Origin of the sequence: Nitrosomonas ureae, assembly GCF_001455205.1 — a bacterium.
Lineage (GTDB): Bacteria > Pseudomonadota > Gammaproteobacteria > Burkholderiales > Nitrosomonadaceae > Nitrosomonas > Nitrosomonas ureae.
This window is the reverse complement of the sequence record NZ_CP013341.1, coordinates 2,855,380-2,880,757: the sequence shown is the minus strand read 5'-3', so window position 1 is coordinate 2,880,757 and position 25,378 is coordinate 2,855,380. Positions and strand designations below refer to the sequence as shown.

The following is a 25,378-nucleotide window of genomic DNA, read 5'->3' as shown; positions in this document are numbered from 1 at the left end:
TTATTATTTATTGTTTTTTGAATAAACAATCTCCACGTTCTCAGTTTTAAAATGCGTATTTAATGACTGCAGCAGATCATCATGCAAATGTACCCGCCAGTCATTTCCCAAGTCCAGTTCACCGCTGGCTATGTCATTGCGATAGATGACAGTAATCGGGCAAAAATCTGCAATAGATTTTTGCGTTTGAGTGCAAAACGGTATTAACAATTTTTTAAGGCCGGATATTTGGTCGAGGGTGAGGAGACTGCAGTAAATCTTGATTTGTTTTGCGAAACGCGAGCGGATCCCGGCGAGATTATACAGCCGCTCGGCGGTAATTCTCAATCCATCTTCTTCGTCTCCGTTGTATCCGCGCATGCCTATTTTCGCTTCTGCGATTAAAAGTTGATCCTCTTTTAGCCAAGTACGATTCGCATCAAAGAGTTCGCTAAAAATAACCAATTCTATTCGTGCTTTTCCATCGTCCAGACTGATGACTCCCATTTTTCCGCGGCGCGTCATTTGTATGCGAATCGAGTGAATGATGCCAGCGAGCAGTTGCGGCTCACGTTGCGGGTTTAGCCGGTCAAGTCGGGTACCAATAAAGTGTCTCAGTTCTGAAGCATAGGTGTTAAAAGGATGACCGCTGAAATAATAGCCTAGGCCGATTTTCTCCTGATGCAGTTTTTCTCGATCGTGCCATGATTCCGCCTTAATCAATTGTGGTTGCATCTGTGAATCGTTGCTTGTTTCACCAAATAAATTAATTTGATTGGAAGATCGGCTTGCCTGTTCGGCGGATTCTATGGCTAAACCGACTGAAGCCATTAAGCTGGCGCGGTTGGGATTGATGATATCAAACGCACCCACACGGATTAGCGATTCCATCACACGGCGATTGGCGATCCGTCGGTCGACACGACTGCAGAAATCAAATAAATCGGTGAATGGCCCAGTTTGCCTGCGTACTGCGATGATGGAATTGACTGCGGATTCTCCGGTACCTTTAACTGCGCCAAGACCGAAGCGGATGTTTTTGCTATCCACCGGAATGAAACGGTAGTCGGAAAGGTTAATATCGGGTGGCAGAATTATTATTCCATTGGCAATGCTGTCTTCAACGAAAATATGTACTTTATCCGTGTCATCCATATCGGCGGACAAACAAGCGGCCATGAATTCTGCCGGATAATGCGCTTTCAGGTAAGCAGTTTGGAACGCAATGAGCGCATAAGCAGCGGCATGCGATTTATTGAAGCCATAGCCGGCAAATTTTTCCATTAAACCGAACAATTCAGTAGCTTTATCCTCACTCAAACCGTTATTGATTGCACCGGAGACAAAAATGTCACGCTGTTGCGCCATTTCCTCGACCTTCTTCTTGCCCATCGCGCGGCGCAGTAAATCGGCGCTGCCAAGACTGTAGCCGCCAATGACTTGCGCGATCTGCATGACTTGCTCCTGATAAATCATGATGCCATAAGTCGACCCCAGAATCGGCTCCAGGCGCGGATCGAGGTATTCAATCTGTTTTCTACCATGTTTGCGATCGATAAATTCAGGAATCAGATCCATCGGGCCAGGGCGGTATAATGCAACCAGCGCGATAATATCTTCAAAGCGATCCGGTTTTGCCTTCTGTAGCAGATCGATCATGCCACGCGACTCGAATTGAAAGATGCCTACCGCATTACCTTTACGCATTAATGCATAAGTTGCATCATCATCCAATGGTAAGGTTTCCAGTGAAAAAGGCCGGGATTCGTGAGAGTCGATATTTGGATGTAATTGGCGGATATACCCGACCGCACGATCCAGGATTGTCAATGTGCGTAATCCAAGAAAATCAAATTTCACCAGACCGATTTTTTCAACATCATCCTTATCCAGCTGGCTGACGATGGAATCACCGGATTCGGTGCAGTAGATCGGGCAAAAATCGGTGATTTCGCTTGAGGCGATAAGCACCCCTCCGGCATGCATACCGACATTGCGTGTGATGCCTTCGAGGCTTTCCGCTAATTCCAGGAGGTTGCGGACATCTTCCTCCTCCTCGGCACGTTGGTTGAGCTGTGGTTCGAGTTGGCGTGCTTTTTTTAAAGTCATACCGATCTCGAACGGTATCAGCTTAGCGAGCTGATCGACAAAGTTGTACGGTAAATCCATAACCCGGCCGATATCACGGATTACGGCTTTGGCAGCCATCGTACCAAATGTGGCGATTTGAGAGACTTTCCCCATTCCGTAACGCTGCTTGACATATTCGATAACCAGCTCGCGCCGGTCCTGGCAAAAGTCAATGTCAAAATCGGGCATCGAGATACGTTCGGGATTCAGAAAACGCTCAAATAACAAGTCATACCGTAACGGATCAAGATCAGTAATTCCAAGTGAATAAGCTACCAATGAGCCTGCTCCGGAACCGCGCCCGGGTCCTACCGGAACATTGTTATGCTTGGCCCAGTTGATAAAATCAGCGACGATCAGAAAATAACCGGCAAACCCCATCTGGATAATGGTATTGACCTCAAATTCGAGGCGGGATTGATACTGGACGATTCTGGCATTACGCACTTCTGTATCGGGAAACAAGTTTGTCATGCGTTTTATCAAGCCAATTTCAGCCTGGCTTCGCAGGTACTGATCCAAGCCCTCGTTATTAGGCGTAGGAAATAGCGGAAGCCGATTCACACCCAATTCCAATACCAGATTACAGCGCTTGGCAATTTCAATTGTATTCGTCAACGCCGCAGGAATATCGGCGAACAGCTGTGTCATTTCAGCTTGGGTTTTGAAATATTGTTGTTCCGTAAAACTTTTTTGGCGACGTTTGTCTTCCAGAATGTACCCTTCAGCAATACAAACACGCGCTTCATGCGCCTGATAATCTTCCGCATTGAGAAATTGCACCGCTTGCGTCGCTACGATGGGCAAACTGAATTTCCTGGCCAGCGCGAGCGAATGCTGAACCAGCATTGTTTCATTGGCATGGCCATCACGCTGGATCTCAAGATAAAAACGATCGGGAAACAGATTTGCCCATTTTTGTATCTGAATTTCAGCTTGTAATATATTATTTTGTAACAGCGATAATCCAATGTCACCTACACGAGCGCCTGATAAAGCAATGAGCCCTTCCGTGCCCCAATCATCGGGTTGCAGCCACGATTCTTTGATCTCCGCTCTATTTTGAAATTGGTTTTCGCGGTAGGCACGCGACAGCAGGCGAGACAATAACAAATAACCTGCATGTGTCTGACATAGCACTAGTAATCGAATCGGCTTGCTTCGATCAGATTCATTTGCGATCCAGATATCACATCCGAGGATTGGTTTAATCCCGTTTTTGTATGTAGTTTGGTAAAATTTTACCAAACCGAAAAGATTGGCAAGGTCAGTCAATGCCAGGCCCGGCATTTGGTCGGCTACGGCTTTTTTAACGACATCATGAATACGTATGGTGCTATCCAGAATGGAATATTCGCTGTGCATCCGTAAATGAATAAAAGCTGGTTTGGTGGGCATGATGTTACAATTAATCTGTGATAACTTTGTCATTAATACAGTTTTGAGCGCTATTTTACATTATGTTGAAATCACCCGAACTTTTACTTCCTGCTGGCTCGTTGGACAAGATGCGCATTGCTTATGCGTTTGGTGCCGATGCCGTGTATGCAGGACAACCGCGTTATTCATTGCGCGCGCGTAACAATGATTTTGCTTTGGAACAGATTAAAACAGGTATTGCGGAAGCGCATGCTTTAGGAAAGAAGTTTTTGGTGGCCAGCAATGCGATGCCGCATAACGCTAAAATTAAAACTTACCTGGATGATATGGCGCCTATTATTGCGATGAAACCGGATGCGCTGATTATGGCCGACCCGGGGTTGATCATGATGGTACGCGAAAAATGGCCGGATGTACCGATTCATCTGTCGGTACAAGCCAATACGGTCAATTATATGGGGGTTAAGTTTTGGCAGAAAATAGGACTAACACGAGTAATTTTGTCGCGTGAATTATCATTGGATGAAGTGGCGCAAATTCGTGATTATTGTCCCGATATGGAACTTGAGGTTTTTGTTCATGGTGCACTCTGTATTGCGTATTCCGGACGTTGCCTGCTGTCAGGTTATTTTAATCACCGTGATCCGAATCAAGGTACCTGCACGAATTCTTGCCGTTGGGACTATAAAGTGAAATCCGCTGAGGAAAATTCAAGTGGGGATATTCAGGAAGTCGGGAAAATTGATTTTGATTTTGGCCAAGCGATGCAGCAATCCGAGCAATCAAGCATGACCAGCGGATGCGGTTCGATTACGCGGCATCCTGCTGCCGATCAAGTTTATCTGATCGAGGAAAAGGAACGGCCTGGTCAATTAATGCCGATTATGGAAGATGAGCATGGTACGTATATCATGAATTCCAAGGACTTACGTGCAGTCGAGCATGTCGAGCGCTTGGTTAAAATTGGAGTTGATTCATTGAAGATAGAAGGGCGTACCAAGTCCTTATATTATGTAGCACGCACGGCTCAAGTTTATCGCAAGGCAATTGATGATGCTGTGGCCAGAAAACCGTTTGATTTAACTTTGTTAGGTGAGCTGGAAGGATTGGCTAACCGCGGCTATACCAGCGGTTTTTATCAGCGGCATAACACGCATGAAACGCAAAACTATTTGCGCGGACATTCTGAGTCCAATCGCAGTCAGTATGTTGGCGATATCACTGGATTTGATACAGCGAGCGGTATGGCCGAAATACTGGTGAAAAACCGCTTTCAGGTGGGTGATCGCCTTGAGATTATTCACCCCGCAGGTAATCAGGTAGTGGAGTTGTCGCACATGCTGGATTCAGCCGGGCGTCCGGTACAAATTGCGCCTGGCAGCGGCCATCGGGTCAGAATACCGCTAGCCGGAAATGTAGAGAACGCTTTTGTCACTCGTTTCTTCTGAAAAACGGTGCTGGCACTGATAATGAAAAAAACTAAGTATTTTTTTAGGCAGCCAATCCAATTTTCCTGGGAACGGGCCTTGCATGAATCCGGCGTGGCCGCCTTCTTCGGGAAATTCCAATGTGACCGCTGAAGATACTTCATTTTGACCCGGTAATACTGATGCTGGCATGAAAGGATCATTCCGAGCGTTAATTACTATCGTAGGTACTTTGATATGGGGCAACCATTGTTTGCTGCTGGAATGCAGCCAATAATCGTCAGTATCACGAAAACCATGTAGCGGCGCTGTTACCAGATTATCAAAGTCATAAATCGAAGCACATTTCTTGAGTGCCGTGGCGTCAAATAAATCGGGAAATTGTTCTAATTTATCAAGCGCCTTGTTTTTTAGGGTGGTGAGAAAATGGCGCGTATAAATTTGATTAAACCCTTTATCCAGAGCTGAGCCTGCAGCTGCCAGATCCAGCGGTACAGAAACGGTTGCAGCTCCTGTCACGAGCTCGCATGCACGTTCACCTTGCTCACCCAGCCATTTCAGTAGTGCATTGCCACCCAGCGAAACACCCATCACATAAACCGGTCGTACACTGTTTATTACTTGTTTTTGATTGGTAATGCGTCGCAGCATCCAATCAATCTCAGTAGAATCGCCGGCATGATAGGCACGGGATAACCGGTTCGGCACACCGGAACAACCACGAAAATGAATGACGGCACTGCGCCATCCGTGGCTCTTTAACCTATTGATCATGCTTAATATATAATGACTTGAAGATCCCCCTTCCAAACCATGGAAAAATATTACCAAAGGTGAATCCACAGACCCTTCGGTCCAGTCGACATCAACAAAATCCCCATCTTCGAGCTCCCAGCGTTCACGCCGATACGTAAACAGCGGCACTGGCTTGTTAAAATAAGGATAAAGCGTTTGTATATTTCCACCGGGCAGCCAAGGCGGTGCTTTATAGCGATTTGTGTACAAAGGAATGGTTGTTCTAAACATTTTTATTATTATTTGTTGTGTTGCGATATTCAGGACATTTTATTATTGTAATCGATAAAACTATTGGCATTGTCGTCATGGTGTTGATTATGCGCAGAAGTACTTATTAGTAGGTTGCTATGCAAGGATAGTTACCTCAAAATATGGGAGCGTTATCCGACGGGGTCATTAGAGAAGAGTACTACCGATAAGGATGATACCCATCCGAGCATATCCGTATGCCAACCTATAGTGCTTACTAAGCGTGTTATGTTCATTAGAAGCATAGCGTGGAGATGTATAAGCACAAGGAGAAGATGAAACATCAAAAGCTGAGCAAATGTGTGAGGCACTCCAACAATCCATCCGAATCCGAGCGATGGCAAAAATAAAAAATGCTGATTAAGAATGTAGTGAGTGACACTAGGAGTAAAGCAACGGAAATTTGTAAATTCTTTTGCTCATATTTTGCTTTTATCGCATTTGCAATTTCATCATAGGATTTGTCGGATATATCTATTTTGGCTCTTGGAATGACAGGGATTTCATACATTATTGGATTAATTTTCTGCTCTGCTTTCTTTATGTTTGGTGAAGGCGGTTGTTCGGTACTGCTGGTAGTCTTAGGTACGACTGCTTCTTGGACTGATTGGTCAGCTATGTCTTGCGATTCCTGCTTCTTTCTTTCTTCGTTGTTGAGCATAATGATGTAATGAAATACATCGGTGATCAATCCCATCCGCTGTGTAGCCTCATAAACATCTTTTGCATCGATTACAGATTTATTGCGTTCGTATGCAACATTGAATGATCTGTCGCACAATGAATTAATGGTGCGCGGTGTTCCACCGGCACTGAATGCGATAGAGATGGCTTCCCATCCAGTGGCGGAAATTAAATTCGGATTGCCTCCTGCGACCTGGATACGATGTGTAATATATTTTAGTACGCCATCGGTTGTCATTTTTCCTAACGACTCAAGTGCGGCAATTCGTTGCTTGAATGGAATCATTTCTGGTTTGTTGATTTTTTCCATCAGTTCATCCTGACCAAGAAGCAATAACTGAATAAGTTTGATGGATCCTTCTTCGAGATTATTTAATAGACGAATGCCATTAAGAACATCTTCCGACATCAAATGGGATTCATCGATGATAACCAGACATTTTTTTCCTTCTGTATTGATTGTCATCAAAGCATTCCGAATGTCCCTCATGACAAAGGTTTTCTCAGATGATGTGGGTTGAAGGCCAAGTTCTTGAGCAAGAAATAAATAAAGATCAGTGCTGTTTGCAGGCGGCTCAGCCATCCAAATCAATTGAATGCTTTCCGGGAAGTCGGCTTTTATCATTTGACTCAATGTGGTTTTGCCAGAGCCAATAGGTCCCGTTACAACGATTAATCCACGACCGCTTTGTAAAGAGCCGGATATTTGCTTACGAATGCGTGCATGATCTCCATGATCATAGAAAAACAATGGATCCGGCACATTTTCGAATGGAAGTAATTTAAGGTTAAAGTGCTGGGCATACATATGCATTAGTTTGCTCCCTCTGGAGGCATAAGTTTTACTTCGACTCTACGGTTTTTTGCTCTACCTTCATCGGTAGCATTTGAAACTATTGGCCGTTTGTCGCCATAGCCAATAATAGATATTCGCGTAGCGGGTACTCCATGCAAAATCAGTATATTTGCGATGGCCCGAGCCCGACGCCTGGATAAATCCATATTGTCACTGCTAATCTTTCCGGTCGGTATATTGTCGGTATGACCTTCAATGAGAATACGACTGTTTGGAGATGCTGATATTTCTTTAATTAAATTATCGATTATCGAATGAGAAACATCATGGATAATATCTTGCCCGGATCGGAATGTTTTACCGTCAAATATGGTTAGGATTCGAGGTTTATCGATTACGTCAGGGGTAAGCACGGTATCCATTATTTCTTCTTCTGCCGCTGCAGGTGAGGTTTCATCCTGAGAAATTGTTTTTTCTACCTTTTCAGCAAGAATAGTATGCTCATCATCCTGAATCTCAGGTGAGTGAATTAAATCATTTATACTGCGTTCTGAAGTAGATGGGGATATCAATGAAGATGTAGGTGCAGAAGTGGATTCAGATATAGAAGGTGCTTGCGGCCAGTTACCTTGATAAATTGTGTCTTGGACTGGGGTCTCCAGTGCTTTAAACATCACCACAGCCGACAGGCTAAAAAATACAACAGATAGTCCAATAATAAAAAAACGTACCATGATAATGCGCTCGATTTAGTATGTTGATTAAGCAATTGTAACGGGCTTGTGCACAAACATTTTAACGTATTGGAAGGTGTTCTGCTTATAGGAATAGAACAAATTTGGCTTGATTATCGGTGTACAAAAACAACCTATCCCAGTTCAGCTCTTCAAAATCCGTGCAACAAGATGCAGATTAACATTGTCTCGTACAAGTTCACATTCAAACAGGCTAATAAAGGCAATAAATTGTATCTTTTTATGAGATTATCACACTATCATGTCATCAAGGCATCTGTTCCCAAAGGTTTAAATTTTCTTGCTAGCATTAGTGTGTGAGATTTATCACGCAAGTATTCACGGTTGGTGTTGTATATTTTATTGGATTGATGGGACATCAACTTTTTGTTCGCTTCATGAAATAGAAATCCGAGAGTATTTTCTTACCAGATAGAGGGGTTAATAACATGATGAAAACTACAGCACCTTTTCCACATTTATTCCAAACAGGCAGAGGAATACCAAGACTATTACTAGGGCTGATGGTGTTTATGACGATTCTGATCGCAGGTTGCAGCATCGGCGATAAAATCGATAAATTAACAGATAAAGCAAGTGATGTCGCGGGAGATACCGTGGCCACGTTAGATAACGCGATTGATGCCCTGGATCGGAACTCTGCTTCCTGGCAGTCCGTATTGCAAGATGCTACGACAAAATTGACCAGTGAAGCCCAATCCACGGTACGCAATGAAGTTTCGGATTTGCTCAACCGTAGCGTAGCTGCTACGGGAAACGAGTTGCGTTGCAACGTGGATTTTATCGGCACACGTGTGCGTCAGGCTTTGGCGCGAATTCGTGCACGACTACTGCATCAATCGATACCTCCCGTTGAACCAGCGTTATGCCATGTGGTGCCTGCTGCTGTCGATATGGCATTGGATTCAAGCCGCCGCAACAAGTTGGAGTTTTTTGGTTATGATTTCGATACGACACCTATTAAGGTAACGTTACACAATAAATCGGGCGTACTGGATGTTTCTTCAGAACTTGATCGATTGACTCATTATCACATGACGCTCAATCTTGGAGCAAATGGGGTTCCTGTATCCAGCGCCAGTGATCGACTAACCCTGGAATGGCAGAATCGTCCTATCTCCAGTATCGCCGTGATTCAACCGGCTACGCCAGTATGTCGGGAAAAAACAGAAACATACGAGCGTAATACTTATTTATCCTTTACTCCGCCTCATACGCGCGGTGATAAAGAATTCAGCGGGCATGGTCCTGAAGTGTGGGCAAATGCGCGTTGGAATAATGAAGGTACGCACGTTAATTTTCGGCTTTGGATGAAGGCGCAGGAAACACGTAGCGATTGGACCACTGCAGAAGGTGAACGCACTGATGTCTACTATACACCACCGCCAGGCTGGCGCATTGATAGTATAGCTAATAGCCCGGAAAGCACGGCTCATTTTATTGATACCGATCATAACGATGATCGTCAAGGTGGCGGTCCGAACGGGCCGGTCAAAGAGTTTAAATTCCGGGGTGATCGCAGTGGTGATGATGCGGGTAGTTATACTGGCGTAGATGTAACTTTTAATCCGCTTGTGGTGAAATTAGTGGAAGTAGCTAACTGTGCTCCGGCATCAGCAATCAAATCATTGCAGATAAAGGATCTGATTGCACCCTCTACAATCAAGCGTCTGCAACCCATGATGATGAAATTGAAACCATAGCGATAAGCTCTCTATGGTCAAACTTTAATCTGTGTGGATTCAATTTCTCGTTCCTTGGGACGAAAGCTGATTGAGAACCACCTGATTGTAAAGCGTAGTTAATACCCCGCTGCTTGCGGCGGGGTGCTTTATCGGTTTTGTTGCATTTTCTGAAAGCAATAAACTAATCCCTTTACAGAATCAATGGTCGGATTTTTATCTTTTTGTTCGTTCCGTGGTGGATTTAGGTGCTACTTAGTGAGTGACTACAGGTCCACTGCCGTTTATGAGTAGTGTACGAAGTTCTGTCTGCTACGATTTGCATGAGTCCCGCGTTCGTGTTGACGGAGATGCTGGAGCCAGGAGTTGACGTAAAAGGATTCTATAAAGTGATTCGGTTTTTCGGTATGCTCAAACACCCCCAGGTAAAGATACCATCGCGGCGGCGACGCTTACTGAGTTCGCGAATCATGGTTAAGAATGCGCTTGTTTTATCGCTTTGAACCGCATATTGAATCGTTACCAGAACCGGCCCACGATCATGCGTCACGCTATCATGTACCATGGATGCCGGCCCATGCATCAAGCGAGTGAGGTCGACTTTCTCGATACCACCGATGTGCCAACGCCAAGTAAGCAATGCAGTTGTCACTGCACCGATTGCTGCTGTCATTAATGCCTCTAAAATGCTTGTAATTTCTGCGACCTTGCCCCATAACAAACTGCCGGTTGTCATGGAACCCATGAAAATCGCCATAAAAATAGCAAGTCCACGTGACCGCACCCAATTAGGTAGCGTCATTTGTGCCGCAGCCTGGAGTGATGATAAGACAGCAATCCATGCAATACCACTCACACCCATCGCCAAACACAAAAAATTAGCTGCTCGATGTTTGCTAATACAAACATGGTAAATGCGTACGCGATTGCCGCTAATGCGACTAACATATCGCGTGAAATTTTTTCACGCAGCTTGGGTAGCAAGAAAGCACCAATGACAGCCCCAACACCGATGGAAGCTACCAGAATGCCAAATGTCTGCGGTCCACCATTTTCCAGGTTCTTGGCTAACAGCGGTAATAGAGCCCGGGACGCACTCGCGAATAGAAAAAACCGAATCCGCGAATGATGGCCGCCAGGAGGTCTGGTGCATGGCGTGCAAAACGGAAGCCAAAGCGTAATGCACTAAAGAATCGCTCGCTTGGTAATTCACTGATCGCCTCGCGCTGCCAGAGAAACAAAGTGAAATTGACAAGAAAATACGTGAGCGCATTCAAAACAAATACGGCACCGGTTCCGGCAAAGGATACAATTATTCCGGCCAATGCCGGACCAATTGTACGCGCTACATTGATACCCAGGCTGTTAATGCAATAGCGGATTGTAGTTCGTTCCTGGGCACAAGCTCCGGTGTTATCGCTGCTCAAACTGGCATCACATCATCATTGCTGATGTGGTACTGACCAAGCTGCTCAACTTTTTGCTTGTAATCTAAAAGACGCAGACAAGCTCATACAAATTTTGTTACTTCCGTGAAGAAATCTGATTAAATTCGCAAACCCGGAGCTTGTTGACATCAAACTGCGGCAAGAGCAGGAGAAATCACAAATTGACACTGCCGAAGAATAATAGCATCGCATGAGAAATATTCGGACGGCTTATTTCTGCAGCGTTAATTACTGGGTAGCAGTGTCAATACTACAGGCAATTATTGCGTTGAAAGCAAGGATCGTCCATTCAAACCTTGAGGGGCTCTCGCATTATTGGTATAAAACCCTTTAAGCTGTTCAAGTTGTGCAGCCGAGATTGTAATAACTTTGGGCAGTAGATACCATTGCACCCCCTCGCTGCATGGCGGAGTAGTTAATGAACCTGCAATTGTATAGTAATCCAAGTTTGCAGCATCCAGATCAGGAAGCAGCTGTGCTGGATTGATCTGAATGCCGGAACTTGAATTCTGCCCGCCTTCTTCATGCGGGGTGTTGTTGAGTATGGTTTCAAATATCGCATTTTCTTCACCGACATCAATAGCGACAGCTAAGACTATAATTCTCCCATCTTCATTAATATGTACATAATGTAGCTCCGCTGGAAAATTTTTGCCGCCTACGACATGTTCACTGGGTTCATGAAAATGAAACTGAATCAATGGAAAAGACTCTTCTCCAATCATTAATGCGCCCGTGTAATTTTCTGATGTATTAACCTGTACACCATGACCGCTATTAAAAAAAACTGGTGTGTCAGTATCGTATAAGGCGGCGAGTTTATTGAGAGGCTTTGAATCGTTGATGTTCACAGTAGCGAGATCAATTGGAGACTGATGCTTGCCCACGCCGCAATCCGCATAAGGATAGTTCAATGGTACGTTTTGCGTTGTATCCTGAATTGCCCACCAGGTAGCCTGCTCATCATGACTCCAATGGGGTGGAGCGGAAACAGCCAGGGTTGCGTAGCATGTAAAAATTGCAGAAGCCAGGTTTCTGATTATTTTCGTATTCATGAATTCACTCCGATCGCATGTAGTAATTGAATTAGCAAGTATGTTTTCTACAATACTCAATCATTGATGGTTGATTGTTTTGATTGGTATCCTGAGATGATTGAGGAGAGCCTGTATGCTCTGTTGATGAATTAGATTGGGTGGTTTTTTTTTGTTGATTGGTTTCAGTCGATGATCTTTTTTGTTGATCCGGTTCAATCAACAATTTTGATTTACTGCTATCCGATTCGGCAAAACATGACACACTCAACCCTAAAGACAAAGCTAAAAAAATTTTTATAAACATGATTTTCCTCATCAATTAAGAAAGCATTTATTTACAATTCACACAGTGTGGCTTGCACGTTATCATAAGAATGTAAAGAAAATGTTAATAAAATGGCATGACAATGTTAATAATATGTCAACAAAAACAAATGACAGGAACAATGTTATTAGAATTTAAATTAGATATGCCCTTGTCACAAATAAAAATTTAAGATAAGTAAGAAAGATCTTTCGGGCTGATTTTTCCTCATTTGTTTTTTTATTCCCGATCTTTTCGGTGCTAATAGTAATAGAGGCTCCCGTAAATTCGGTATTTGCTGAAATAACAATTAATCGCGATAAGATAAATGACTCTTCAGATTGGATTGTGGTTAAGATTATTTCCAATTTAAGCAATTTCGGAGCGTTAAAATTTTGCCATGAACTCTGTTTTGCAGAATTAGAAATATTTTATATATCATATTGATAAATAATATGAAAAGACGGATTGAATCAAAAAGCAAACGCAGTATTAAAAATTACGAGTGTATAAATTACACAACAACCCAATGGTAAAACTCCGGTGTTAAAGTAGGGATTTGAACGATTATCATGTAAATTTGAGGCTGTAAGCGTTTTAAGAAGATGCTGGATTTTGTACGTCTGGTTCAGGAGTTGTACAACTGTCATGTCATAGCTTGATCAGGCTTAACTCATTAAGGGGAAAATCACCATGCTCGCGTTTCTCTTCTACGTCATTCTGTTCGTCATTGTCATCGCTGGTCTGATTCTGGCGGTTCCTTTGCTGCGTCGTTATTTGGTCACCAATCAAATACTGAAAATTTTTCGCAAAATGTTGCCACAAATCTCGCAAACGGAGCAGGAGGCGCTAGATGCCGGTACAGTTTGGTGGGAAGGAGATTTATTCAGCGGTAAGCCGGATTGGAAAAAATTACTGGCTTATCCGAAACCGCAGTTAACAGCAGAAGAGCAAGCATTTCTCGAGGGTCCGGTTGAGCAATTGTGTGCGATGCTGGATGAATGGAAGATTACCCATGAATTAAAGGATTTACCGCCTGAGGTATGGCAATTCATCAAGGAAAATGGTTTCTTTGGTTTAATTATTCCCAAGCAATATGGTGGTTACGGGTTTTCAGCATTGGCTCATTCCGAGGTCGTAATGAAGATCGGCTCGCGCAGCGGTACGGCGGCAGTAACGGTGATGGTGCCGAACTCACTGGGGCCGGCTGAATTGCTGCTGCATTACGGCACCGAAATGCAAAAGGAACATTATTTGCCGCGTCTAGCAAAAGGTTTGGAAGTGCCTTGTTTTGCGCTCACTTCACCGGAAGCGGGTTCCGATGCGGGAGCAATGCCGGATTTTGGTATTGTGTGCCGCGGTGAGTATCAAGGTAAAACGGATGTGTTAGGTATGCGGGTAACTTGGGAGAAGCGTTATATTACGCTGGGACCGGTTGCAACTATTCTGGGACTGGCCTTCAAGCTATATGATCCGGATCGGTTGCTGGGTAAAGAGGAAGACCTGGGCATTACATTGGCACTTATCCCCACAAATACACCGGGTGTAAATATCGGTCGGCGCCACTATCCGTTGAATGGCGCATTCCAGAATGGCCCGAATTCGGGAAAAGAGGTATTTGTTCCAATGGATTGGATCATCGGCGGCCAAGAAGGAGTCGGGCAAGGATGGCGCATGCTGATGAATTGCCTCTCTGTAGGGCGCGCCATTTCACTCCCGGCTACCAGTGTGGGGGCAGCTAAACTGGCAACTCGCACCAGCGGTGCATATAGCCGGGTGCGTATACAATTCAAAACACCGATCGGTTATTTTGAAGGTGTCGAGGAAGCATTGGGGCGTATTGGCGGCAATACCTATATGATGGATGCCGCCCGTGTCATGACTGCCGCTGCAGTTGATCTTGGGGAAAAACCTTCGGTGGCCTCAGCGATTGTAAAATATCATTTGACCGAGCGAGGACGGCAAGCAATTAATGATGCCATGGATATTCACGGTGGAAAAGGAATTTGTATCGGCCCAAGAAATTATCTGGGACGTACTTATCAGCAGATTCCTGTCAGCATCACCGTTGAAGGTGCTAACATATTGACACGTAACATGATTATTTTCGGACAAGGTGCGTTGCGTTGCCATCCTTATCTGTTGAGAGAAGTCAATGCGGCGCATGATAAAAATCCGGACAGCGCATCGATGGCATTTGATGAAGCATTAATCGGGCATGCAAAGTTTACATTGCGAAATACTGCAAACAGTTTGGTGTATGCATTGTTTGGTAACCATATCAAGGATAATGCGCCGGAAAGCGCCACACCGGAAACCGCTACATATTATCGTCAACTGGCACGTTTTTCCGCCAGCTTTGCGTGTATTGCCGATATTGGACTGATGCGCTTGGGTGGATCGCTTAAACGTAAGGAAAGATTATCCGCCAGGTTAGGTGACATTCTGAGCATGCTGTATTTATGCTCGGCAACACTGAAGCGTTTTGAGGACGATGGCCGCCCTGATTCTGATTTGCCATTGCTGCATTGGTGCATGCAAGATGCCATTTATCGCATGCAGCAGGCATTTGATGAGTTCCTGGCCAATATTCCGGGGCATTTTACCTTTGTTGGGTTACTCAGAATCCTGGTTTTCCCACTCGGCAAGCGCTGCAAGCCACCGGTTGATGCGTTGACACACGAGGTTGCCAGGCTAATGATGGTACCGGGTGCCGTGCGTGATCGCTTGACTGCTGGTATTCATGTGCCGACTGCGGAACATGAACCGATGGCTGATCTGGAACAGGCCTTACGGTGTGTTATCGAATGCGGGGCGATCGAAGCCAAGTTGCGCGAAGCTGTCAAGCTGCACAAAATTACCGATCATGGTGACGGGCAGATCGCTCAAGCACTACAGCTCAATGTAATCACCGCGGAAGAAGCAAGTTTATTGGAAAAACTCAAGGATTTACGCAGCAAGGTAATTAAAGTGGATGATTTTAGACCTGATCTTGAGAGCGAAACCAAAGACCTGCGCAATGCTGCAACCGGAAATTCCAATACGGCGATGAGTGCCAAAGGCGCTATCAACGCGAATTACACGATCAGTAATGATGTTACGGATGAGGCGGATGGCGCAAATATCGTCAGCGCAGGGAACAGTACTAAAACCACAAGCAGAAAAAAAAGCAATCCTGTGACGGAAGAATCCAAGACTATTGAAACGATTAAATAAGTTGGAATACCGCAGCAGCGGGAAAAAGCACTGATGCAATATCGTTAGTACGCGGACACTCAGATAAAATCCGTGCTTACGGGGGAAATTATGCAAATTGAACAAAATGGAATGAGCAACATCATTTCTGTGGAGCAAGCAAAAACACTGGATGGTCTCTTCAAGGAACGTGTGCAGCGTTCGCCCCAGGCAGTCGCCTATCGTTATTTTGACCCGGTTAGTGATCAGTGGCGCAGTCATACTTGGGAACAGATGAATCAACATATAGCTCGATGGCAGGTAGCTTTGACAAAGGAATCATTGGTACCCGGTGACCGGGTCGCGGTAATGATGAGAAATTGCCCGGAATGGGTCATGTTCGAGCAGGCGGCAATGGGGTTGGGGCTCGTGGTTATTCCGTTATATGTTGATGATCGAGTCGAGAATGCAACGTACGTCATCAATGATGCAACTGTTAAATTACTATTGCTGGAAAATTCGCAACAATGGCGGCAATTTCTTACCTTGCCCAATGAAATAGAGGGATTGCAGCGAGTGGTCATACTCCGGCCTTTTGAACCGGATAGTGTTGATGCCTGTGATAACGTACGTGTCGTTTCTGCAATGGAATGGTTATCAGTGCACGTCAGCGAGGTTCGGCATATTGACAGTGACCCCGATTCTCTGGCTACGATCATCTATACCTCCGGCACATCGGGGCGTCCCAAAGGCGTGATGCTCAGCCATCACAATATCCTGAGCAATGCCTTCAGCTGCTTGCAAGTTATCCCGGTACTACCCGAGGATGTGCTGCTCTCTTTTTTGCCTTTGTCTCATACCTTTGAGCGAACGGCAGGCTATTATGTGCCTATGATGACGGGCGCCACAATTGCTTACGCGCGTTCGATTCCGCAATTGCAGGATGATCTTGTGATAATCCGGCCGACCATAATGATATCTGTGCCGCGAATTTATGAACGAGTGTATGCGGGCATACAGGCGAAACTGGCCGAAGGCCCGGGTTTTGCACGCTGGCTATTCAATTTTGCGGTTGCTGTGGGTTATAGCCGGTTTGAGTGTCAACAGGGAAGAGGGTATCGGCGACTGTCACATGTGTTGTGGCCACTATTGAAAAAATGGGTGGCTGATAAAGTGATGGGCAAACTGGGTGGTCGATTGCGCATGGTGATGAGCGGTGGTGCCGCATTATCGCCGCAGGTTTCGCGCGTGTTTATCGGGCTTGGTTTGCCGATTCTGCAAGGATATGGGATGACCGAGAGCAGTCCTGTGGTTTGCGCCAATCGGCTCGAGGATAATGTGCCGGCCAGTGTCGGCCTGCCTATTCCCGGCGTGGAAGTCAAGCTGGGAGAGAGTAACGCATTGCTGATCCGTGGTCCAAACGTGATGCTGGGTTACTGGAATAATCCGGAGGCAACCCAGGCAGTCATCTCATCGGATGGCTGGTTGAATTCCGGCGATATCGCATCGATTGATGACCAAGGTCATGTCACCATCACGGGGCGATTAAAAGAAATTATTGTTTTATCCACTGGTGAAAAAGTGCCGCCGACTGATATGGAAGCGGCGATTTTGCGCGATCCGCTATTTGAACAGGTCATGTTGATCGGGGAATCCCGTTCTTATTTGAGCGTGTTAGTCGTGTTAAATCCTGCCCGGCGGCAAGAATTCATGGCGCATTACGGTTTGGGCGATGATTTGACGAACGAGCAGCAACGGCAACAAGCTGAGGAAATTTTGTTGGAAAAAATCACCCGCCAAACGAGTGAATTTCCGGGCTATGCCAAGATACGCCGTGTCGCGGTCGCGCAGGAACCGTGGAGCGTTGAAAATGGTTTGCTGACACCGACCTTAAAGTTGAAGCGGGAAAAAGTGCTGGAGAAATATAATTCAGAAATTGAAAGATTGTATGCAGGCCACTGAAATCGATTATTTTTTATCCAAACTTATTAACTGTAGAAAGCAGATTAAATGGCAAAAGATCCCAGCAAATTAGACAAAGTAATTCTGGAAGCGCGTCGGAATGCGGAGAAACGTGCGCAAGGCTACCGTGAGCAGGCGCTCAAACTGTTTCCCTGGGTTTGCGGCCGTTGCGCGCGTACCTTTGATCACAAAAACCTGCAGTTACTGGAAGTGCATCATAAGAATAGTAATCATGATGACAATCCGCCGGACGGCAGTAACTGGGAACTGCTTTGCACCTACTGCCATGAACATGAACATTCCAAATTGAAAGATTCGATCGGCCGTGATGATGGCAGACAGGCAGAAGAAGTCGCTACACATAATCCTTTTGCCAATCTTAAGGATCTGCTGAAGAAAAAAACATAATGTAGAAATAAATACCGCGATTGTTTTTTATTAAAATCAGATCTGATCCAGAGCGCATTGTGTTTAACCAACAGACAGTTATAATGAGAATTTCGAGCCAACAGGAGCCTAGTCATGCTTAAGCTTACGGATGTAACTGGAATTGGTCCCATCACAGTCAAAATTTTATCTGAACATAAAATCAGAACAGTCGAAGCATTGGCCGCAATTAGTTTGACAGAGTTGCAAAAAATACCGGGGTTCAGCGGCGCGATAAGAGCACGAGCAGTAAAAAAATCGGCTGCTGATTGCTTACAAGCCAAACCGGTTAAACCGTTAGCGGCGGCTGGCGGAGGTACACAGGCAAAGGCTAAAAAAACTCCAGGCAAGATAACGGTGGCAAATCAGATTGTGAGTCAACCTGAACCAAGCCAGACTGATGATGAGAGCAAAAAGAAGAAAAGTAGTGACGATAAGCGGAAGGTAAAAGACAAGAAAAAAAAGGATAAAGATAAAAAGAAAGAGGGCAAGAAAAAAGGGAAGAATAAAAAGAAATCATAATTCCCTGGGCCTGATTAAGTATCGCAACTGCGCCTCATGAGCGTTAACTGAAATTACACTGCTTCCGTAATCCAATACAGCCAGAGCAGCGGTTGTCAGCAATTTAGCGCAATTGTTGGCGGGGGGTGGGTTTTGGGATAAATAACAGAGTAATTGATCAAGACCCGGGTTATGTCCAATGATGAGTAATGAATGCACTCCTTTGCTGTATCGCTCGATCAGAGCGATCAGATTGTCACAGGATGCACCGTAGATTCCTGGTTCAAAATTTACAATATTTTCAGGTATATTTAACGCGCTTACGACCAGATGGCAAGTTTGTTTTGCTCGTAATGCAGGAGAACAAATGATACGGTCTATGGGGTATTGCTCGTGTTTTAAAAATTGTTTTAACCATTTGCCCATTTGCCTGGCCGCTTTCATTCCGCGGCTGGTCAAAGGGCGATCGAAATCCGATCTATTGTCTTCAGACCAGTCTGATTTGGCATGTCGCATGATAATCAATTGATATTTAGGCATGGCTTTATTATGAGACCGATTAATTGGATTGCTATTTTTCGTTGCGGTATATTTCATTATGGATGAATCCTACGCTGCTGTTGATTTAGGTTCAAACAGTTTTCACATGATTGTGGCAAGCCAGGTGGATGGCCGTTTGCTGATTATCGATCGCATGAAGGAGATGGTTCGGCTGGCTTCGGGATTGAATGATAAGCAGGAACTGTCGAAAGAATCCATGCAACAGGCCCTGGAATGTTTGCAGCGATTTGGCCAACGCATCCAAGAAATTCCACTTTTGAATGTTCGCGCCGTGGGTACGAATACACTTCGTCTGGCTCGGAATGGCAACGTTTTTTTGTCGCAGGCACACAGTGCACTGGGTCACCCGGTAGAGATCATAGCGGGACGTGAAGAAGCAAGACTGATCTATTTGGGCGTTGCGCACAGTTTATACGATGAGGTTAACAAGCGTCTGGTGATTGATATCGGTGGTGGGAGTACGGAATTAGTCATTGGTCGGGGGTTTGATACCTATGTGACTGAAAGCCTGCATATGGGATGTGTCAATATGGGTCAGCGTTTTTTTGATGATGGCAAGATAAAAGCCAAAAAAATGCGCAAAGCCGTATTGTTTGCAATGCAGGAATTGGAATCCATCGAAATGGCTTATAAAAAAACAGGCTGGGACACTGCGTTGGGCTCTTCCGGTACTATCATGGCAGTACGGGATGTAGTACAAGCGCAAGGTTGGTGCGATTCAGGCATTACCGCATCTGCATTGACCAAATTATTGGAAACCTTAGTTGCGATTGGTGATAGTGCAGCGATTGATTTTGCAGGCATCCCGGAACGCAGAAAACCGGTTTTTGCCAGCGGTGTAGCGATTTTGTACGGTGTTTTTGAGGCGCTTAATTTGGAACAGATCAATGTATCCGAAGGTGCCTTGCGTGAGGGTTTGTTGTATGACCTGATCGGCAGGATGCATAATGAGGATATCAGAGATAAAACCATTGAAATCGTTATGCAGAGATACAGTATCGATACCGAGCAAGCAAATCGGGTCAAAGATACTGCAGAAAAACTTTTCCATCAGGTGAAAACTGATTGGGAATTAGACGAAAGAACAGATCTGAAATTGCTGGTGTGGGGAGCGCTGATCCACGAAATCGGCTTATCCGTTGCGCATAGCCAGTATCACCAGCATGGCGCCTATTTAACCACCCATTCTGATTTGGCAGGATTCTCCCGGCAGGAGCAAATCAAGCTGGCGATGCTGGTGCGGAGTCATCGGCGTAAATTTCCACTAGAAGAATTTGAATCATTAGCCCTTTCAGTAAAAACGTCAGTGATGAGGCTGTGTATTCTATTAAGGCTGGCTGTAGTGCTGCATCGTAGCCGCTCCAATAGTGGATTGCCGGAAATTCACATGGATCTGAACAAAAACCACATTACTTTGGATTTTCCGTCAGATTGGTTGGATCAACACCCTTTAACATTCGCTGACCTGAATACTGAGCAAGGATTTCTACAGGCAGCTGATATTAAATTGATATTCAACTGAAGGGTGTTCCTGGATATTGTGCATCAGAGATCACAATAATGCTCCAGAAGAAGTTGTTGCGCGGAGCGTGGTTTCGAAGTACCCGGTTTTGTGCGTTTATACGAGCCATCGCTTTGCAGTAGCCAGGCTTGTGTGTTGTCAGAGAGATAACTTAATAATCCATGTTCGATGACTGTATCGCTGGTGCGCTTTTCTTCAATCGGGAAACAAACTTCCACTCGGTGATGCAAATTGCGTGTCATCCAGTCAGCGCTGGAACAAAATACCAGCTCTTCGTCATCACCACCATTTTGGAAATAATAAACGCGTGTATGTTCCAGGAAGCGACCTACTATGGAACGCACACAGATATTCTCCGAAACATCTTTGATACCGGGACGCAGGCAGCATATGCCGCGAATGATGAGATCGATTTTGACACCGGCTTGAGAGGCTTTATATAACGCTACAATAATTTCCGGGTCAACCAAGGCGTTCATTTTAGCAATAATCCAGGCTTTTTTCCCCTCACTCGCAGCACTGATTTCCTTGTCGATATAGCTCAAAATTCCCTTATGCAGCGTGAAAGGTGACTGTAAAAGTTTTTTTAATTTACCCGCCCGTCCCAAACCGGTCAATTGATGGAATAACTTGTTAACATCTTCACCGATGGCCTTGTCACAGGTCAACAATCCGTAGTCGGTATACAAGCGCGCAGTTCGCGCATGATAGTTACCGGTCCCTAAATGCACATAACGTCGTAAAGTACGGCCTTCTCTTCTGACAACCAGAATCATCTTACTGTGGGTCTTATAATTGACCACGCCATATACCACATGCGCGCCAACCTGTTGTAATTCACTGGCTAACCCAATATTGGCTTCTTCATCGAATCTGGCTCGCAATTCAATAACTACCGTAACTTCTTTTCCTGCGCGCGCAGCGACCTTGAGCGCTTCAACAATTGCCGAATCGATTCCGGTGCGATAAAGTGTTTGCTTGATCGAAAGCACGCCGGGATCAACGGCTGCTTGTCGCAGAAAATCGATAACAGGCGTAAACGATTGAAATGGGTGATACAACAAAATATCACCGTTATGCAAGACATCGAAGATATTGGTATTTTTGACTAGGCGCTTGGGAATGTTAGGTGTGAAACCGGAAAATTTTAATTCCGGGCGATCCACCAAGTCACAGATTGCCAATAAGCGATTCAAGTTGACCGGCCCGGTTACTCGATATAGGTCATTTTGCTGTAATTCAAATTTTTGTAACAAAAAAGAGCTGAGAGGATCCGGGCAATTATCCGCAACTTCCAATCGTACTGCATCGCTAAATCTTCGTGAAGGCAACTCGCCTTCGAGAGCGCGCAACAAATCGTCAATTTCATCATCGTCGATCAGTAAATCGCTATTACGCGTAACTTTGAATTGATAACAACCGATGACATTCATGCCAGGAAAAAGGTCAGTCACATGTGCATGGATAATCGAAGAAAGCATCACAAAATCATGATTTTCTTCGCTATATTTGGCTGGGATTGCCACAACCCTCGGTAATGAACGTGGTGCTTGAACAATGGCCATGCCTGAGTCACGTCCGAAAGCATCTTTTCCTTCCAATGAAATGATGAAATATAGATTCTTGTTAAGAACCCTGGGAAAAGGATGAGCCGGATCCAGGCCGATCGGGCTTAGTACGGGCAATACTTCTTCTTTAAAATAACGATGTATCCAGCGGCTGGTTTGCAGTTTCCATTGTGCACGGCGCAGTAGTCTGATTTTATCCTTAGCCAGTGCAGGTATGATCATGCTATTCCATACACTATATTGCTCCAGCACGAGTTGGTGCGCGGTTTCACTGACACGCGACAGCACTTCTGTCGGAGACAGGTTATCCGGGCCCGTTTGCACCGAGCCATATTTAATCTGCTGCTTTAATCCAGCTACACGTATTTCAAAGAATTCGTCCAGATTGGTACTGGCAATGCATAGAAACCTTAATCTCTCCAATAATGGAAGGGTTTCATCTTTGGCTTGTTCGATCACACGGCGGTTGAATTCCAGCAGGCTCAGTTCGCGATTGATATAAAGCGCAGGGTCTTTGAGATCAACAGTATCTATCAATATGAATTGCTCGGGTTAATTATTGTAACTGGTCAATCGACCCCATTTAAGGAGAAAGATTAAACACTTAATTTTAGCTTAGTTTGTGCAGAACTGAATCGTTACTTCGGTGTTAGTTTTAGAAGCTTGCCGTTTTCTTCATCAGTCAGTAAATACAATGCGCCATCCGGCCCTTGCTCTACGTCGCGAAAACGCAAGGTATTGATTAATAATTTTTCTTTATTGGTGATTTTTTTATTGTCTGTCGTCAGCCGGACCAGATGCCGTCCTGCCAGTGTGCCGATAAACAAGTTGTCGCGCCATCCCGGAAACTGCTTTCCAGTATAGAACACCATGCCGGAAGGTGCGATTGATGGTGTCCAATAGTGAATCGGTTCTTCAAAGCCTTGCTCAGCATGTTCATTTTTGATTGGGATATCATTGTAATGGTTGCCATAGCTGGCTTTAGGCCAACCGTAATTTTTACCTGGTTGCGGGATATTGATTTCATCGCCGCCTTTCGGGCCATGCTCATGAATCCAAAGCTCGCCGCTTTTGGGGTGTATGGCGGCACCCTGAACACTGCGATGGCCATATGACCAAATTTCCGGTTTGGCTTTCGGGTTGTTAACAAATGGATTGTCAGAAGGGACTGTTCCGTCAGGGCGGATACGGATTATTTTGCCAATATGATTGCTCAACTGCTGCGCTTCTTCCGAATAATCTCCACGATCACCCAGTGTGATAAAAAGATTCCCATCCGATGCGAATATCAAGCGTGAACCAAAGTGTACACCGCCCTCAGTCTTGGGCCACTGACGGAAAATTACTTGCAAGTTTTCCAGGTTACCGTCTTTTAGTTCGGCTCTGGCTACTGCGGTACTGGCTCTCGATCCTTCCGGCTCTGAATACGATAAATAAATCAAACGGTTTTTAGAAAACTCCGGATCCAGTGCAATATCCAGCAAACCGCCTTGTTGTTGAACCAACACAGCAGGGATGCCTTTGATTGGTTCAGAAACACGGCCATCCGGAGTAATAATGCGCAATTGGCCAATTTTTTCTGTTACCAACAGATTGCCATTCGGCATAAATGCCATACCCCAGGGAAACTGCAAACCTTCGGCTACTAACAAGACATCAAACTCGGTTTGGATACGTTGAGCTTGTGTAACAGGTAGGAAGAGGAAACTGAAAATCAAAAGCATAACGCTTATATTAATTTTTAGTGTCATTTTATTTTTAGGTGATTTGGTTGCACAATGGTCTTCCAATGTACCATTCCCGCCAATTCATCTCAACTAATCTGTTTTTCTGGTTGAAATGTGAAGATCAAAATTGAAATTTCTGTAGTGCCTGGAGTATGTATTCTGCAGTAGGGCGCGGAGCCAGTTGATTATCGAACATGGCTGCATTCAAAGCACCTAATCTTCGCGCTTGTTCCGGATTCGTTGCGAGATGGACTGCATGCGCAACGATATCATCCGGATTTGAGTAAGAAAACTGTTCTTTTAAGTGTGGGTTAGCGATTAACAGGTCTGGGTTGTTTCCCAGAGGTTCACCGATAACAGCGACTCCTAGCGCCATAGCTAAGCCGAATTTGGAAGATAAGCAACCTGCAATGCCTTGTGTATAAATAACGACTTTTGCGCGCGCCAGAGTTTCCAGGTAATTCTCTTGATTTAATCGCGGATAAAAAACCTTGGCATATTCTTCCGGTAATGCTTTCTCGCTTGAGAAGCCTGTGGCCATGTTAAGGGAGGTTATGCTGGAAAGTTTCTTGATAACCTGGTAACGATGGTTCATAACCGCTGCATGACGGGCATTCTGACGGAAACTGGTTACAAAAAAAATGTCAATATCTTTTGCGGTCGTTCGGTGAGCTAGAATTTGTTCCAGTGACTGAAAATTTTTCAGGTCGCGCAAGCGAAACTTGGCATCCGTTAAATAATCCTTATAGGGTACATTATAATTAACACCGGGTCTAAATCCAAACAGTCTGGGAGTCAGTAGCAATCTGCGGCTAAGTGACAGGAACGACCCCGGTTTTATTGGAAAAAACTGTGAGACACTGAGAATTTTTTTACGAAAATCCTTAAGTATGGGTGTGTACTCGATTTGATCGGGGTTATGGTTAACCTTAAAGTAAACATCTACGCCCTGTAATAAGGGCAGATGATATCCGCCAGTATGATTCGCAACGTTGACTGAATTGACATCATGCGTATCAATGCAGAAGTACCATTCGTGATTTCCTTGCTGAAATTTGAAGAGTGCCATCGCAAACAGTAAATGTTCCCAATCAGTATCCTGTATGGCGGGTTTCAAGCGTTCCGGAAGTGAGTGTGCAACTCTGATTTGCAGTTTGCCGTTTCTTGATAATTCATCGAAGCCCTGCAGATAATAGCTTGCATAATAGGCGCGTGATGTGTCGTAGAAAGTAAGTTGCGCTTGGGTCATTTCAAATGGATAACTAGAA

The 25,378-nt window shown here is 44.9% G+C and carries 17 protein-coding genes and 1 pseudogene; 7 read left to right on the top strand and 11 right to left on the bottom strand.

Going from position 1 to position 25,378, the window contains the following annotated elements; all coding sequences use genetic code 11:
* Nucleotides 1–3: 3 nt before the first annotated feature.
* Nucleotides 4–3,507 (bottom strand): DNA polymerase III subunit alpha, encoded by a 3,504-nt coding sequence (gene dnaE, locus ATY38_RS13405; protein WP_062560221.1) that lies wholly within the window; start codon nt 3,505–3,507, stop codon nt 4–6.
* A gap of 62 nt (nt 3,508–3,569) precedes the next feature.
* Between dnaE and trhP the strand changes: the two genes are divergently transcribed.
* Nucleotides 3,570–4,937, top strand: coding sequence for a prephenate-dependent tRNA uridine(34) hydroxylase TrhP (gene trhP / locus ATY38_RS13400; protein WP_062559733.1), 1,368 nt, complete (start codon nt 3,570–3,572; stop codon nt 4,935–4,937).
* Here the strand turns inward: trhP and ATY38_RS13395 are convergent.
* From ATY38_RS13395 to ATY38_RS13385, 3 genes are all read right to left on the bottom strand, one after another.
* Nucleotides 4,893–5,942, bottom strand: a complete 1,050-nt coding sequence (locus ATY38_RS13395; protein WP_062559732.1) for a YheT family hydrolase — start codon at nt 5,940–5,942, stop codon at nt 4,893–4,895. The two genes, trhP and ATY38_RS13395, sit on opposite strands and share 45 nt — an antisense overlap.
* 304 nt (nt 5,943–6,246) lie before the next feature.
* Nucleotides 6,247–7,461: an ExeA family protein gene (locus ATY38_RS13390; protein WP_062559731.1), complete on the bottom strand. Its 1,215-nt coding sequence runs from the start codon at nt 7,459–7,461 to the stop codon at nt 6,247–6,249.
* A complete protein-coding gene (locus tag ATY38_RS13385; RefSeq protein ID WP_062559730.1) occupies nt 7,461–8,177 on the bottom strand; it encodes an OmpA family protein in 717 nt (238 codons plus the stop codon). Before ATY38_RS13385 ends, ATY38_RS13390 begins: the two co-directional genes overlap by 1 nt.
* Before the next feature lie 449 nt (nt 8,178–8,626).
* On the opposite strand from ATY38_RS13385, the gene ATY38_RS13380 reads away from it, so the two are divergent.
* Nucleotides 8,627–9,901, top strand: coding sequence for a hypothetical protein (locus ATY38_RS13380; protein ID WP_062559729.1), 1,275 nt, complete (start codon nt 8,627–8,629; stop codon nt 9,899–9,901).
* A gap of 263 nt (nt 9,902–10,164) precedes the next feature.
* Here the strand turns inward: ATY38_RS13380 and ATY38_RS17105 are convergent.
* The 3 genes and pseudogenes from ATY38_RS17105 to ATY38_RS13360 form a co-directional block, all read right to left on the bottom strand.
* Nucleotides 10,165–11,205, bottom strand: a pseudogene (locus ATY38_RS17105) (MFS transporter).
* Between the two features lie 383 nt (nt 11,206–11,588).
* Nucleotides 11,589–12,383: a carbonic anhydrase gene (locus ATY38_RS13365; RefSeq protein WP_062559726.1), complete on the bottom strand. Its 795-nt coding sequence runs from the start codon at nt 12,381–12,383 to the stop codon at nt 11,589–11,591.
* A gap of 31 nt (nt 12,384–12,414) precedes the next feature.
* A complete protein-coding gene (locus ATY38_RS13360; RefSeq protein ID WP_062559725.1) occupies nt 12,415–12,669 on the bottom strand; it encodes a hypothetical protein in 255 nt (84 codons plus the stop codon).
* A 693-nt stretch (nt 12,670–13,362) separates the two neighbouring features.
* Between ATY38_RS13360 and ATY38_RS13355 the strand changes: the two genes are divergently transcribed.
* The 4 genes from ATY38_RS13355 (at nt 13,363) to ATY38_RS13340 (ending at nt 18,753) form a co-directional block, all read left to right on the top strand.
* The gene (locus tag ATY38_RS13355; protein WP_062559724.1) at nt 13,363–15,885 is read left to right on the top strand and encodes an acyl-CoA dehydrogenase; all 2,523 of its coding nucleotides are present in this window, start codon (nt 13,363–13,365) and stop codon (nt 15,883–15,885) included.
* Between the two features lie 90 nt (nt 15,886–15,975).
* The gene (locus tag ATY38_RS13350; protein ID WP_062559723.1) at nt 15,976–17,805 is read left to right on the top strand and encodes an AMP-dependent synthetase/ligase; all 1,830 of its coding nucleotides are present in this window, start codon (nt 15,976–15,978) and stop codon (nt 17,803–17,805) included.
* A 48-nt stretch (nt 17,806–17,853) separates the two neighbouring features.
* Complete coding sequence (locus tag ATY38_RS13345; RefSeq protein ID WP_062559722.1) at nt 17,854–18,213, top strand: YajD family HNH nuclease; 360 nt, start codon at nt 17,854–17,856, stop codon at nt 18,211–18,213.
* Nucleotides 18,214–18,327: 114 nt separating this feature from the next.
* Nucleotides 18,328–18,753, top strand: coding sequence for a helix-hairpin-helix domain-containing protein (locus tag ATY38_RS13340; protein ID WP_062559721.1), 426 nt, complete (start codon nt 18,328–18,330; stop codon nt 18,751–18,753).
* Here ATY38_RS13340 and sixA read toward each other — a convergent pair.
* Nucleotides 18,748–19,329, bottom strand: a complete 582-nt coding sequence (gene sixA, locus ATY38_RS13335; RefSeq protein WP_235590304.1) for a phosphohistidine phosphatase SixA — start codon at nt 19,327–19,329, stop codon at nt 18,748–18,750. The two genes, ATY38_RS13340 and sixA, sit on opposite strands and share 6 nt — an antisense overlap.
* A gap of 1 nt (nt 19,330) precedes the next feature.
* On the opposite strand from sixA, the gene ppx reads away from it, so the two are divergent.
* Nucleotides 19,331–20,815, top strand: coding sequence for an exopolyphosphatase (gene ppx, locus ATY38_RS13330; RefSeq protein WP_062559720.1), 1,485 nt, complete (start codon nt 19,331–19,333; stop codon nt 20,813–20,815).
* A 23-nt stretch (nt 20,816–20,838) separates the two neighbouring features.
* Here the strand turns inward: ppx and ppk1 are convergent, their stop codons facing one another.
* From ppk1 to ATY38_RS13315, 3 genes are all read right to left on the bottom strand, one after another.
* Complete coding sequence (gene ppk1, locus ATY38_RS13325) at nt 20,839–22,920, bottom strand: polyphosphate kinase 1 (protein WP_201011900.1); 2,082 nt, start codon at nt 22,918–22,920, stop codon at nt 20,839–20,841.
* A 101-nt stretch (nt 22,921–23,021) separates the two neighbouring features.
* Complete coding sequence (locus ATY38_RS13320; protein ID WP_082633074.1) at nt 23,022–24,107, bottom strand: PQQ-dependent sugar dehydrogenase; 1,086 nt, start codon at nt 24,105–24,107, stop codon at nt 23,022–23,024.
* A gap of 124 nt (nt 24,108–24,231) precedes the next feature.
* Nucleotides 24,232–25,359, bottom strand: coding sequence for a glycosyltransferase family protein (locus ATY38_RS13315; protein WP_062559718.1), 1,128 nt, complete (start codon nt 25,357–25,359; stop codon nt 24,232–24,234).
* Nucleotides 25,360–25,378: the final 19 nt, after the last annotated feature.